The sequence below is a fragment of the Fervidicella metallireducens AeB genome, from assembly GCF_000601455.1.
Classification (GTDB): domain Bacteria; phylum Bacillota; class Clostridia; order Clostridiales; family Caloramatoraceae; genus Fervidicella; species Fervidicella metallireducens.
Window position 1 is genome coordinate 1 of the sequence record NZ_AZQP01000054.1, and the last position, 13,945, is coordinate 13,945.

At 31.0% G+C, this 13,945-nt stretch carries 16 protein-coding genes; 8 read left to right on the forward strand and 8 right to left on the reverse strand.

The window, feature by feature from the left end; translation table 11 throughout:
* The first annotated feature begins 13 nt into the window (after positions 1-13).
* The 4 genes from Q428_RS12275 to Q428_RS12290 all read left to right on the forward strand — a co-directional run bounded on the left by Q428_RS12275 (position 14) and on the right by Q428_RS12290 (position 2,935).
* The gene (locus Q428_RS12275; protein ID WP_035381391.1) at positions 14-949 is read left to right on the forward strand and encodes a DUF5692 family protein; all 936 of its coding nucleotides are present in this window, start codon (positions 14-16) and stop codon (positions 947-949) included.
* Between the two features lie 91 nt (positions 950-1,040).
* Positions 1,041-2,117: a glycoside hydrolase family 15 protein gene (locus tag Q428_RS12280; RefSeq protein WP_051515158.1), complete on the forward strand. Its 1,077-nt coding sequence runs from the start codon at positions 1,041-1,043 to the stop codon at positions 2,115-2,117.
* A gap of 243 nt (positions 2,118-2,360) precedes the next feature.
* Positions 2,361-2,609, forward strand: coding sequence for a type II toxin-antitoxin system Phd/YefM family antitoxin (locus Q428_RS12285; RefSeq protein WP_035381370.1), 249 nt, complete (start codon positions 2,361-2,363; stop codon positions 2,607-2,609).
* A gap of 2 nt (positions 2,610-2,611) precedes the next feature.
* Positions 2,612-2,935, forward strand: coding sequence for a type II toxin-antitoxin system RelE/ParE family toxin (locus tag Q428_RS12290; protein ID WP_035381372.1), 324 nt, complete (start codon positions 2,612-2,614; stop codon positions 2,933-2,935).
* A 462-nt stretch (positions 2,936-3,397) separates the two neighbouring features.
* Here Q428_RS12290 and Q428_RS12295 read toward each other — a convergent pair whose 3' ends face one another.
* The 3 genes from Q428_RS12295 to Q428_RS16600 are packed head-to-tail and all read right to left on the reverse strand — an operon-like array spanning position 3,398 to position 6,260.
* A complete protein-coding gene (locus tag Q428_RS12295) occupies positions 3,398-3,997 on the reverse strand; it encodes a class I SAM-dependent methyltransferase (RefSeq protein ID WP_035381374.1) in 600 nt (199 codons plus the stop codon).
* A 15-nt stretch (positions 3,998-4,012) separates the two neighbouring features.
* On the reverse strand, positions 4,013-4,981 hold the full coding sequence (locus tag Q428_RS16595) for a hypothetical protein (RefSeq protein ID WP_341349047.1): 969 nt from the start codon (positions 4,979-4,981) through the stop codon (positions 4,013-4,015).
* A complete protein-coding gene (locus Q428_RS16600; RefSeq protein ID WP_341349045.1) occupies positions 4,878-6,260 on the reverse strand; it encodes a DEAD/DEAH box helicase in 1,383 nt (460 codons plus the stop codon). The genes Q428_RS16595 and Q428_RS16600 overlap by 104 nt, the downstream gene beginning before the upstream one ends.
* A 119-nt stretch (positions 6,261-6,379) precedes the next feature.
* Between Q428_RS16600 and Q428_RS12305 the strand changes: the two genes are divergently transcribed.
* A complete protein-coding gene (locus Q428_RS12305) occupies positions 6,380-6,613 on the forward strand; it encodes a hypothetical protein (protein WP_152539131.1) in 234 nt (77 codons plus the stop codon).
* A 52-nt stretch (positions 6,614-6,665) separates the two neighbouring features.
* On the opposite strand, the gene Q428_RS12310 is transcribed toward Q428_RS12305, so the two are convergent.
* Positions 6,666-8,171, reverse strand: a complete 1,506-nt coding sequence (locus Q428_RS12310; protein WP_035381378.1) for a carboxypeptidase M32 — start codon at positions 8,169-8,171, stop codon at positions 6,666-6,668.
* 240 nt (positions 8,172-8,411) lie between these two features.
* Here Q428_RS12310 and Q428_RS12315 point away from each other — a divergent pair, with 240 nt between their 5' ends.
* From Q428_RS12315 to Q428_RS12325, 3 genes are all read left to right on the forward strand, one after another.
* A complete protein-coding gene (locus tag Q428_RS12315; protein WP_035381380.1) occupies positions 8,412-9,284 on the forward strand; it encodes a MerR family transcriptional regulator in 873 nt (290 codons plus the stop codon).
* Between the two features lie 130 nt (positions 9,285-9,414).
* Positions 9,415-10,029 (forward strand): SOS response-associated peptidase, encoded by a 615-nt coding sequence (locus Q428_RS12320; protein ID WP_051515159.1) that lies wholly within the window; start codon positions 9,415-9,417, stop codon positions 10,027-10,029.
* A gap of 1 nt (position 10,030) precedes the next feature.
* The gene (locus Q428_RS12325) at positions 10,031-10,255 is read left to right on the forward strand and encodes a YhfC family glutamic-type intramembrane protease (RefSeq protein WP_035381381.1); all 225 of its coding nucleotides are present in this window, start codon (positions 10,031-10,033) and stop codon (positions 10,253-10,255) included.
* Between the two features lie 58 nt (positions 10,256-10,313).
* Here the strand turns inward: Q428_RS12325 and Q428_RS12330 are convergent, their stop codons facing one another.
* The 4 genes from Q428_RS12330 to tnpA form a co-directional block, all read right to left on the reverse strand.
* Positions 10,314-11,309, reverse strand: coding sequence for a YeiH family protein (locus Q428_RS12330; RefSeq protein ID WP_035381383.1), 996 nt, complete (start codon positions 11,307-11,309; stop codon positions 10,314-10,316).
* A gap of 138 nt (positions 11,310-11,447) precedes the next feature.
* Positions 11,448-12,992: a hypothetical protein gene (locus Q428_RS12335; protein ID WP_035381385.1), complete on the reverse strand. Its 1,545-nt coding sequence runs from the start codon at positions 12,990-12,992 to the stop codon at positions 11,448-11,450.
* A gap of 124 nt (positions 12,993-13,116) precedes the next feature.
* Positions 13,117-13,704, reverse strand: coding sequence for a TIGR04100 family radical SAM protein (locus Q428_RS12340; RefSeq protein WP_035381387.1), 588 nt, complete (start codon positions 13,702-13,704; stop codon positions 13,117-13,119).
* A gap of 46 nt (positions 13,705-13,750) precedes the next feature.
* Positions 13,751-13,945: IS200/IS605 family transposase (gene tnpA / locus Q428_RS12345; RefSeq protein ID WP_035381389.1), on the reverse strand; the 195-nt coding region annotated here is incomplete at its 5' end.

Below are 13,945 nucleotides of genomic sequence, written 5' to 3' on the forward strand. Positions count from 1 at the left end.
AGGGGGTTTTATTATGCCTTTATTTGAACCACTATCATTTGCACAGATAACTATGGGAGTTATTGTGTTAGCAGGACTTATTTTAGCAAATGAATTTGCTCGCAGAAGCAAATATTTTGCAATCTTTTTATTTATCGTTATACCAATATTTTTAACATTTGCAGTATGGCCAAAAACAGCAGGTCCAGGTTCAAGTGTTGGTACTTGGTTCCACTGGGCAAAGGTTTATTCGGCACTAGCAGGATGTATTGGTTTTATGTTAATTAGATATAACAAGAAACTAAGAACCAATAAATATGCATTAATGTTCCCGCCATTTATACTTGCACTCAATATTATGGAGGCAGTAATAAGAGACTTTCAATGCTACAGTTTCAATGGATTAGTAGATGGAGTTACAATAATAGGTGGACCTTGGAATATAATGAACGGTATAGCAGGAATACTAAATATAATAACTATTTCAGGTTGGTTTGGTATTATCATAAGTAAAGATAAGAGTGAAGATATGATTTGGCCAGACCAGCTATGGTTTTGGATAATTGCTTATGATTTATGGAACTTTGCATATGTATATAACTGTATTTCGGATCATTCATATTACTCAGGACTTATACTTCTATTATCCTGTACAATCCCAGCCTTCTTTATAAAGAAGGGAGCCTGGTTACAACACAGAGCACAAACATTAGCTACTTGGGCTATGATTGCATTGTGTATTCCTAATTTTTTAGATTCATCAAAGTTTGCGGTGAAGTCATCCCATAGCACAACTGCATTATTTGTAGTCAGCTTTTTATCACTTGCATCAAATTTAGCAGTCTTTGTATATCATTACTACAAGATATTCAAGTATAAAAAGAATCCATTTAAAGAAGAAATCCATACAGACCTTAATTCCTATAAGGTTGTTTTAAATGATAATAAATTACAGTCACATAACATATAACATTTGATGAGCAGTAATTAGTCTTGGTAAACAAGGCTAATTACTGTTTTTAGTACAAATCTATTTTTGAAAATTTTAAAGAAGGAGGGGAATGGTTATAGACTTAATTTTAAAAAGTTTAGAGATAATTAGCAAAAATCAAAACCCATTGGGAGCTTATATCGCTTGTCCTGATTTTGATACATACAAATATTGTTGGCTCAGAGATGGTAGCTTTACTGCATATGCAATGGATTTATATGGGCAATATGAATCATCTCAAAAATTCTTCCATTGGGTGAATAAAGTTATATTAAGTCAAAGAGAAAAGGTTATAAAAATTGTTGAAGTGGTTCAAGGAGGGGAGGAACTTATCAACTTTGATTATATGCCAGCTAGATATAATATGGATGGGCAAGAAGAAAAGGATGAATGGGGAAATTTTCAACTAGATGGTTATGGAACATGGCTTTGGGCATTAAGTCAGCATATATCAATTACGGGAAAAAATGAACTTTTAAGCAAATATAGAGAAAGCATAAGTTTGACCATAGATTATCTTATTAATCTTTGGGGTGTACCAAACTTTGATTGTTGGGAAGAAAATGGGGATAAAATTCATCCTGCAACTCTAGCATGCATATATGGGGGCTTAAATTCAATATCAAAATATATTGAAGATCCAAGAATTAATAAGACAGTAGAGGATATCAAAGAATTTGTTTTAAAAAATTGTGTATTAAATGGACGTCTTGTTAAGTATGTAGGTTCTGAAAGTATAGACTCAAGTCTAATTTGGGCATCGGTACCATTTGGTATGTTCAACCCGGATGATAGCATAATGAAAAATACAATATATGAAATAGAAAAAAGACTTGTTCATAATTATGGAGTTCATAGATACCCAGAGGACACTTATTATGGTGGAGGAGAGTGGCTTTTATTAACAGGATATCTTGGCTGGTATTATGTTGAGACAGGACAAATGGAGAAGGCAAAAGAATGTATTATGTGGATAGAAAAACAAGCAGACGATAAGGGAGAGTTTGTGGAGCAGGTTTTAGGTCATGTTAATAATGGTGAATATATTTTAAAATGGATAAATCTATGGGGAGAACCAGCAAAACCACTGTTATGGTCCCATGCAATGTATCTTGTGTTAAAAAATAAAATTATCAGGGACATATAAGGTCAGGATTAAGAGTTGTTTACTGTCTCATAAGAATAGGAGCTCCAGAGGATGAAAATTATATGTATAAAAAAGAGCTAAGAATACATTAATATTCTATATATTATCAGAAAGTATGTGGCAAAAAAGAAATGATACTAAGTTATTATAGTTAACTTTAAAAAATGATGATAAATTTGGCGTTGTATTTTAAGTAAAATTAGCATACAATAATAACAACGATATCAATGAGAGGTGATATGTATGCCAAATATAAAGCCAATTTCAGATTTACGTAATTATAATGAAGTGTTAAAGGACTGTGAAAATGGAGAACCTGTTTTTCTTACAAAGAATGGTAGAGGAAGATATGTCCTTATTGATATGGAAGAGTATGAAAGACAGCAAACAATTATAAAACTTCTTGTAAAACTAAATGAAGCAGAGGAAGCAATTAAAACAGGGGAAGAGTGGCAAACTCTTGATGATTTAAAATCTAGCTTGGGGGTATAAAAATGACAGCAAAAATTAGAATTAACCCTGTAGCAACTGCTGATTTGCAGGAGATAAAAAAATATATATCAGAAGATAGTGTAGAAGCTGCTACAAAAATCATTAAGGAAATTATTAAAAAGATTGAAAGATTAGCAGAATTCCCAGAGAGTGGGACGATGTTAATGTATAAAATTAGATTAAAGAGCAAATATAGGTATATTATATGTGGACAATACCCTATCTTTTATATTTACGAAAATAATATAGTTTCAATACAACGTATTTTGCATGGAAAGAGAGACTATATGTCATTATTAAATAATGATAACGAATTCAATTGTTAGAATTATACTTTGTAAAAGACAGGTGTTTTTTTATTTAGTCAGGGGGTATTAAATTGGAACAACATGAAAAATAAACCCTATATATTCCATTAGGTCTAAAAACAAAAACATAAATTTTTGATGGTTTTGGGAAAGAAAAGTTGTTGCAAGCTATTCTTGCTACATTACAAAAATTTATTTTCAAACATTTTAAATACTTTACAGAAAGTCAGGCTACAGAATTAAAAACTACAGATTAAATTTTTGTATAAAAAAATTTAAATGGTTAATAATATGGGTAACATGAAAAATTTGTCTTAGCAATCTTGGCATAGCAATGGGGCGGCATCTGCCGTCTTGTTGCTTTTTTTGGCAGTTTTAAATTTGGTTTTGAAGATATTGTGTATACATTTATAAATGATAAAAAATACCCCAATGACTTTCAGTTTTATTACATAACTGTCTGCCATAGGGGGATGAGTTTTAGTTTTTATTTATGCTGCACTTTTTTACAATCACACTTATCCAATCTTCATTTTTCCTTTCTTCTCGGACATCCTTTGTTTTCCACATATCTAAGATTGTAAAAAGAGGTAAGTCATTTATTAATTTTTTTAAGGTGTCTTCGTTATAGTTATTAAACATTCGTCCGTCTTTTATCTCCTGCCCATCTCCATATTTAAAGGAAGCGAAGATTATACCATTATCCTTTAAGGCATTTGAAAACCTCTCTAATACTTCACTCATCTGAGTTTTAGGGATATGAAGAAGGGAAGCACAAGCCCATATAGCATCGAACTTATTTTCAAAGTCCATTTCTTCAAAGCTCACTTTAAGAGTGTTCTGACCAGTAAAGTTAGAGCTTAATTTAACCATTTCCTTAGATGCATCTATTGCCGTAACTTTAAATCCTAAATCCAAAAAATACTTAGTATCTCTTCCTGAGCCGCAACCTGCGTCTAAAATATGGGCATCTTTGCTTAAGTATTTTAAAAACTTATCATATAATTCTTTCATATCAGCAAGGACAGTGTTATTAAAAAACTCTAACGCGTTTTCATCATAATATTTAATTGAATTCATATAGTGCTCCTTTAATTAATTTTTAAATCTACTATAATAATCTTCTAGCTTTTCATCGCATAAAGTCTTTATCCAATCCTTTTCTTCCTGTGAAAGCTTTTTCCAAACATAAGGATTAAACTCTATATATTCTATGTCCTTACTTTTTCTTAAAAACCTCATGTCTTCAAATCTTTTGAAAGGATTATCAAAGATGTTCCTCTTTACTGATTTTTTATCAATTTCATCTCTGCAATATATACTGTTTGGTTTTTCAACATAAAGATTTTTATTTTTTCTGTCTTCATAAAACTTGATGAAGTATTCAACTACATCATCAATTAAAGCCTTTCCATTTTCATCGCAGCATTCAAGCATTGCTTTTAAAAGAACTGGCTTGTATGAATAGGACATATCCATCTTTTCAACCATTTCAATAAATATATCCTTCATATTGCTGTGATTAATAAGCCTCCAGCCATACTCCCCTGCATATTTCAAAGCGGTCTCCTTTTTAAAATAATTAAAATACTTACTGCCTGCTGGAACTTTTAAATCAGGTATTATTTTCCCTTCCCTTATATATCTTGAAATAGTCTCTTCCTGAACATCAACCATTCTTACAAACTCTATCTGAGAAATAAGGTTTTTAACTTCTTCCTGCCAATTAAACAAATCTATATATTCATAATCAGTAACATTTACAGGAAAATCTAAATAAACTGCAGGTTTTTCCCCATTATTAAGCATGTTATTTTCAAATTCCTTAAGATTATCTGGTGCTAAAACATATTCATTAGGTCTGTATTTGTCAATATTAAAGAGCCTATGCAAGGATAATGCATTATTGAACATATTGGCATTATCAATAAAGTCAAAAACCATTAAATATTCTTTACCTTCACATTTTCTTGTACCTCTTCCTAACTGTTGAAGATAAATGGTTTTGACATTGTAGCCTTGCCATGAATAAAACTTCTGTTCTTGGGCTGTCCCATCCTTCATTCAGTAAATCACAGGCACACAATACATTTATTTTGCCATATTCGTATTCTTTTAAAATTCTTTGCCTTTCCTTTGAAGGCATCATGCCTGATACTGCATGTGCATTGATATTATTTTCTTTAAGCATATCAGCTATAGTTTTAGCATGATTTACCGATGCACAGAATATAACTGTCTTTTTATCTTTCACATAGTTTAAAAAGGTTTCTACAATGACTTTATTCCTCTCGGGCACAAATATCTTACTTTCAAGGTCTTGAGAGTTGTACTTTATTCCATTAAATCTCACATTTGAAATATCAACATTGGTTTTTACCCTTATGCATCTTATCGGAACTAATTCTCCTATTTGAACAGCTGTTTTTAAATCTAATTTATGGGCCACGTTCTTGAAAAGTTCAAGTATGTCCTCTCCGTCCATTCTCTCTGGTGTAGCTGTTAGACCTAAAGTAAACTTAGGCCTAAAATGGCTCAATATTTTTCTATATGTTTCAGCTGCCCCATGGTGGGCTTCATCTACAATAATATATTCAAATTCATCTGGACTGAAATTATCTATATTCTGGCTTATACTTTGAACACTTCCACAAATAATATATGCATCCTTTTCTTTTTTTTCTGCAATATAAATACCTGAATCTTTTTCAGGCCACAGCTCTTTAAACTTTTCCCTTGCCTGATATACCAAATCCTTTGTATGGGCAAGATATAGTGTTCTGCTTTTTAATCTTTTAGCATCAGATATGGCAGTTACGGTTTTGCCTGTACCTGTAGCATGATATAAAAGGGCGATACTTTCTCCATTTCTCCGCATATTATCTAAAGTTTCTAGTGCTTCCTCTTGATGTTCCTTTAAAACGATAGCTCGTCCCTTTTGCATAGGTAAAAAATCTTCAAATTCTTTAAAGAGAGGCATTTCGCCAATGAAAGTTAAAAGCTCATCCTTAACCTTTTCCCTTTGATCTTTAAGCTGCCTATATGCCCATCTATATATCTTCCAATTTTGATAAATTAAGCTGTTTTGTTTTAAAAGATCATCAAAATATTTACCTTCATTAATTTTATAAGGATTATGGTAATTCTCACCATCTATTTCCAATGCAATTTTATATCCGTCACATATTAGTGCAAAATCTATAAATCTGTTATTTCCATAAATATCTACAACAGGATACTGCATAAAAAGATAATTGGTTTTATCCACACCAAATACATCAGAAAATATATCAACAAATAAATCCTCAGCTAAACTTGCAAGTCTTATTTCATTCTTGTTCATATAAATCATTCCTCTTAAATAATTTTTTGGCCTTACTTATGCAATATTAATACAATAAATACAACTAATTTATCTATTCTACAAAAAATTTATAATCCTATCTGTATAAAATTTTTTAGGTGGATTCCTTTCTTTTTGACAAATTGCAGGAAAATAATGAAATATTTGAAGAAATTATTGAGATATTAAAATATAACCATGAAAAATTAGATTTTGTTGAAAAGGAAATTGATTTAGGATTTTCGTGTCATTTATATCTGCACTGCAGAGAAAATAAAAAAATATTTCTTAAGTTATCGTATAAAAAATTTAAAGTTGCTAATAATATAAGTAACATGAAAAATTTGTCTTAGCAATCTTGGCATAGCGATGGGGCGGCAACTGCCGCCCCGTTGCTTTTTTTGATCACAGATTATAAATTCTACTGTATTTTGCATTTAGGTATTCAATAAAGTACTTTGCAGTAAGTTCTTCACCAGTAACTCTTTTTATTAATTCAACTGGTTCATATATCTTGCCATATTTATGTATGTTGTCTCTTAGCCAATCTTTTATTATGTTAAATTCACCCCTTGCAACCTTTTCATAGACATCTGGAATATCCTTTTTCATTTTGTTAAAGAATTGTGCTCCATAGAGGTTTCCAAGGGCATATGAAGGGAAATATCCAAAATTTCCAGCTGACCAATGCATGTCCTGAAGTACTCCTTCAGAGTCATTAGCAGGCTCTATTCCAAGATATTCTTTGTATTTTTCGTTCCAAACTTTTGGCAGTTCATCAACGTTAATTTCACCATTAATCAGTTGTTTTTCTATCTCATATCTGATAATTATGTGTAAACTATAAGTAAGTTCATCGGCTTCAACTCTGATTAATGACGGCTGTATTTTGTTTATTCCTTTGTAAAAGTCTTCAATAGAAATATCTTTAAATTGAGGATATATAGCTGTCAGTTCAGGATAAAAATAACTCCAGAACTCAATGCTTCGTCCAATTACATTTTCATAAAATCTTGACTGAGACTCATGTATTCCCATAGAAGTTCCACCAGCAAGACCTGTACCTATAAGTTCATCCGGAATTTGCTGCTCATAAATTGCATGTCCGCCTTCATGTATACAACTAAAAACTGAGCTTAAAAAGTCATTTTCATAATAATGGGTTGTTACTCTTACGTCTTTATTGCCAAAATTAACTGTGAAAGGATGCATACTTTCATCTAGTCTTCCTGCTTCAAAATCATAGCCTATTTTATCTAATATAAGTTTTCCTAACTTTTCTTGAGTGTTCCTTGGATAATGTCCCCTGAAGAATTCAGTATCAGGAGAATATCTTGAGTTTTTAATTCTATTTAATAAATCAACTATGGCTTCCCTTAACTCTGTAAAGACTTTATCCAGCTTTTCAACAGTAACTCCAGGTTCATAGAAATCTAAAAGGGTGTTATATTTATTTCCTTCGTATCCCCAATACTCTAAAAATTCTTTAGTTGTATTCACAAGCTTTTCAAGATATGGTTTGAATATATTGAAATCTGATTTTTCTTTTGCTTCTTCCCATTTTGCTTCAGCTGCTGATTGTAGGATAACAAATTCTCTATATTTATCAGCAGGTATTTTTTTAGTTCTTTCATAATCTTTCTTAACATTTTCAACCATTGCCTTTGTTACATCATCTAGTTCATCTACATTTTTGAAATAATCCATTAATTCTTTTATTTTTTCGCTTGTCTGGAGTTTGTATAGCTCTGAAGATAGATAGCCAAGTATCTCCCCTCTATAAGGTATTGCTTTTTTTGGAATACCTGTTCTCATGTCCCAATAGAGTACCCCCAATGCATTTCCTAAGTACTCCATTTTTTTGATTTGTTCTTTTAATTCAGTTATGTTTTCTTGTAATTTTTCCATCATTTCTACCCCCTATACATATTAAGTATATATTATCATAATTTACCAATTTAAAAAAGAAGAGAAAATATAAAAAGAGTACAGGGAAAATATTATGGGATTATTCTATAACATTTTATAAGTGTAAGTAAAAAAACAGGCTATAACGTTAAATATATAGCTGCATAATTTATATAATTTTGTTAAAAGAGGTATTGACTGTAACCTTAGGTGTTGGCCTATTATAAATATGAGGTGATAATATTGTTTATTAAAGATGTTTGTAGGGAATGTAAACTGACGAAGAAAGCAGTTGAGTATTATGAACAGCAGGGTTTGATTTCACCAAGGATAGAAAATAACGGTTATCGAAATTACAGCTATGAAGATATCTGTATATTAAAAGAAATTAGTGTATTAAGGAAATTAGATATCAGCATTTCTGATATTAGGTATATTCTATCCAGTAGCAATAAACCTGAGGCTATTAGAAAATGCATATACAAGATGGATTTAGAAATTGAAAAATCATTAGCTAACAAAAAATGTTTAGAACAGTTGATGAATGATTATAATATTGAACAAACAATTTTTTATATTGAAGAAGAGATAGAAAAGTATTTTACAATAAGGGAAAAATTGATTCAAGCCTTTCCAGGACCTTATGGAATGTATTTATGTTTACATTTTGGACAATTTTTGAACGGCAGAATAGATACTGCACAAAAGGAAAGAGCATATGAAGATATTGTTAATTATTTAGATAAAATTCAGGCAATAGAGTTTCCAAAGGAACTGGAAGAATATTTTCAAGAGGGGCTTGTAAACTTTAAAACAGAAGATGTACAGAAACTTAATTCATCAATAATGGATTTTGTTAATAACACAGATAAATATTTAGAGGAACACAAAGAAGAAATTGAGAAATATTTAGAATTTAAAAATTCAGATGAATATAAAATATCACCTGCATATAAAATTAATCAAATGATTTTACAGTTTCAGCAGGAAAATGGATATTATGATGTATTTATTCATAATTTAAAAATTTTGAGCGATTCATATCGTGAGTACCTGGAAAAACTTGATATTGCGAATAAGGCATTTATTGATAGATATCTTAATAAGAATATATGAGGGGAGGATTAATAGATTTTTAAAAAATCTATTAATCCTCCCTGTACTATTACCTGTAAAATTTACTTGCTGTGAAGAGATTTTTTTAAAAAGTAATAAATAGGATATAATGGTATTAAGGGGTGTTGATATGTGTGGTAGAGTTGTACTAGATAATGACTTTAAAGATATATTAAAAAGATATTTTATAGAGCAGAGCCAAACTGTCAGTTTTAAAAAGGGAGAAGGGTTTCCAGGTGACAACCTGATTGTAGCACTAAATGATGACAAAAAAAGATTAGATGCATTTTCATGGGGATTCATTGTTAATAATAAGAGGATTATAAATGCAAGAAGCGAGACGATTTTACAAAAGCATTTATTTAAAGAAGCATTTATACAAAACAGATGCCTTATTCCAGTAAATGGATTTTTTGAATGGAAAAAAGAAGATACTAAAAAAGTTAAATATAGAATAGCTTTAAAAGGAGAAACCATATTTTCCCTTGCAGGTATTTACAGAGATTTTTTAGAAAAGGATGGAAGTAAAAAAAGGTGTGTTACAATAATAACAACCCAGCCTAATAAAGAGATGTGTGAAATACATAATAGGATGCCAGTTATAATAGATAGAAGGGATGAGGAGTTATATTTAAGCAAAAACTTTGATGAAAGTTTATTAAATTTGCTGAGGCCTTTTAAGGATGGAAGTCTGATTATTAATAGAGTGGATAATTTGCATTATGAAAATATAAGTTTCTTATAAATTGAACCTTGTTGTATTATATGGAATACAGAAAAAAACATATCTTCTTTATGCAATTATATTACATGCCATTTTTGACTTTTTATCTGCTCTATATCAGATGAAGGTTATTAAAAGTCTTGCTATGGTTGAATTAACAGTGTCAGTAATATCAGTTATAGTGCTTTATGCAGTGGTTAAAAGAAAGAATAGGTTTGAAATTAAAATAGGGAAGGATATTCAGTAAAACAGCACAGTTAAGTACTTTTACTTAAAATACTTAACTGTGCTACTTAGTTTGAGGTTTAGAATTTTTGTACTATTACACTTGATAAGGCAACTGCGAACCAGACAATAAGACCTAATAATAGAGGCTTTATTCCTGTTTTAAGCAGTTTTTTAAAGTCAGTAGATAGCCCAACTGCTGAGAGTGCCATAACAATCATAAATTTACCTATTATATGAATATAGATTAAACTTTGTTTATTAAATACTCCTATTGAATTTAAAAGTGAAGCAACAAGGAACCAGAGTATAAACCATGGGAAAATCTTTTTAAAGCTATAGTTTACAGATTGATTTTCCTTTGATTCTTTTTTCTTTTTAATGGAGGTTATTATGGCGAATATAATTGAAATAGGAATTATCATGGTTGTTCTTGTAAGTTTTACTATTGTGGCATAGGCTCCAGCTGCATTACTGTAGGCATATCCAGCAGCAACAACAGATGATGTATCATTTATTGCAGTACCTGCCCAAAGTCCAAAGGCTTTATCGTCAAATCCAAGGATATGTCCAAGTGGTGGGAATATAAGTACAGCAATTATGTTAAATAGAAATATTGTAGATATAGAATATGCAACTTCCATATCATCTGCTTCAATTATTGGAGATATTGCAGCGATAGCAGAACCTCCGCAAATTGCAGTTCCAACACCTATTAAGGATTTTAATTTATATGGTATCCCCATTAGATTCCCAACAAAATAAGCTGTAAAAAATGCAACTAACAGGGTAATTATAGTTACAGATAGAGAGTCTAACCCTGTTTTATATATTTGATTTAAGTTTAGACTTGCACCTAATACAATAATTGCCCATTGAAGAACTTTTTTAGATGTGAAGCGTATTCCACTCTCAGTACTTTTGGGTTTTCCTATGGTATTATTAATAATAATACCTAGTACAATACCAAAAACAGGCCCCCCAATTACTGGATATATGCTGCCAAGTTTAGAAGCCACAAGGGCTAAAAGAAATGATAACAATATGCCAATGTAGTTTTTCTTAATCCAAATCATAATGTCACTCCTTTACAAAATCTGCTACAAGTAAATGATAAATCTAAAACTAAAATAAAACAACATGTAAATTTGTAGAATCAATTTATCCCAAGCTAAAATTTAAAGCCATCAGAGAAAAATCTCTGATGGCTGAAATTATTTTAAAACTTTTAAATTCCCTGTGTCATTCCAATTTTTAACTGACCCTTCAGCTGAGAAGCTAATTGTTGAAGTTCCATATTTCCAGATAATATCTCCAGATTCAGAGTCAAGAGTTATGCTGTCTGGAGTTCCCATAGCATCTATAACATCTTGAATGCTTGAGCCTTCAGTAATTTCTGGTGCATCAGGGTTAATATCACCTAAATTTATTTTCAAATTTCCTTCATTTTCAAAAAATATTATTTTTCCATCTTCGTCAAAAGCAAAGTATGATTTACCATACCAACATTTTGTGTAATCCTCTGTAGCTATACCATTAATATATAAAGCGTCTGGAGTTCCCATGGCATTAACTACATCTACAAAATTAGAATTTAAATTCAATGCTGGAGCAAAAGGGTTTTTTGAACCAAGGGAAATTTTAAGACTTCCGTTGTTAAGGTAACTTGCAACTTCTCCATCCTGATTGAAGAAAACAACAGAGCCATCAGAAAATCCCCAAAAATCAACATCATTGTTTAATAAAAATGGTGGTAAAAACTCAGGAGTTCCCATTGCATTAAGTACTTCATATGAATAAGAGCCAAGTGTTAATGCAGGAGCATTTGGATTTTTATTTCCAAGATATATTAATGGATTGCCTTTGTTTTCCCAACCTATAACAACGTTTGGTGTGTAGGTGTGATCCAGGTAAAGAATAACATTATCATAGGTCATTACATAACAGCCATAATCATATTTAGTTGAAAAAGGTTCACCAAGAAGGCTTATAACATCATCTTTAGTTGAATCCAGGGTAATTTTTCCAGATTTCATTGAATTTGTTGTTTTAACATAGATTACTTTTTGCTTTATTGCATCGTATTTTGCCTTTGACCCCTTTGAGTTTACATAAAGAGTTAATATATATGGACCTACTTCCTTTGGAGTCCATTCAGCCTTTGTGCTATAGATACTTCCAGAATAAACTACCTGATTTTTTCTGACACTGTAAACGCTAAGTTTATATTTATATGGAGACTTCATTCCATATATTCCTTTAATACCACTTATAACAACTTTTTCGCCTAAAGAATAGACATCCTTAACGTTATACATTGAACCTGTGGTAGTTATATTTTTTCTTTTATCCCTTGACACGCACTGAAAGTCATAGTTTTTAAAACTATCAAAGTTTTTTGTTGAATCCTTAGATTTCACTAAAACTTCCAATCTATACTTACCATTTTTATATACATATGCAGATTTTATAACATATGGTGTTTTAGGGTGAACAGGTGCAGAATATCCTTTAGTTAGCTCTATTTTCTTTTTAGTTGAGTAAGAATAAAGAAATACTCTATATTGTACCTTATTATTAAAATCTGAGGATATGTAGAAAGTTTGTGTATCACCAGAAAGCAAAGGTGAATGTTCCATACCTATATACTTTATTGTAGGCAGGTTTACAGCAGCTTCTGCTTTTGTAAAACTTGGGATGAAAGTCACTGTGAAAATTACTAATAAAAGTAGTGTGAATAGTTTCTTTAAATGTTTCAAAGCTGTTCCTCCTTAAAAAAATAAAAATTTCGACAAATATCAATTTCCATTGTAAATGTATGTTACAAGATTGTCAAAAGAATTTATTTGCTAAATTATGGTTATAAAAGATATGAAATAAAAGTTAAGCTTTATGCCTGATTTTAAGAGGTATATTCATTCTTTCTGAAATTTCTTTACATCTTAAAATCTGTTCTTCAGTCAAAATATCCACAACTGAAAAATACACATCACCAATTACTTTCTTGGAAGCTTGTGCGAAGTTTAATAATGACTGAAAAGACTCAATACCAAATTCAGGATTGGTTATTTTAAGATATTCATCTGCAGAAGGAGCATTTAAACTTATAGAAATTGAGTCTACAAGCCCAGACAACAAGTGGGCAGTTGGTTTTTGATGAATGAGATCAGAAAGGCCATTGGTGTTTATTCTTATTTTGATTGAAGATACAGAACGAATGTATTTACATACTTCAATTAAAGTGTCTATTCTAACAAGGGGTTCACCATATCCACAGAAAACTGCTTCATCATATTTTGAAAGGTCCCGTTTTTTCAGTTCATTAATAATTTCAGAAAGTTCAGGTTCATGTTCAAGCCAAAGGCTGCCTTCTGTTGTTAAAGAATCATAATTCTTTCTTACACAGAAAACGCAATCGCAAGGGCATTTATAATTCAGCCCGTAAAACCTCGTACCCTTGTGGTCGAGGATGTAAGGGCTTTAAGTTAGGGGAGTTCGATACTCCCCTAACTTAACATTACACTAACTTCTGATTTTGAACGTACCTTTGAATTGTTTCAGCCGATACTGAACCTGCTGTACCAACATAGTAACCTTTGCTCCATAATCCACTACCCCAAAACTTTTGTCGTTTTAGAGTTGGAAAAGTTCTAAAAATATGCAATGCTGATACACTTTTCAAAGTCTTAACTATGTCTACTGATGCAATGGG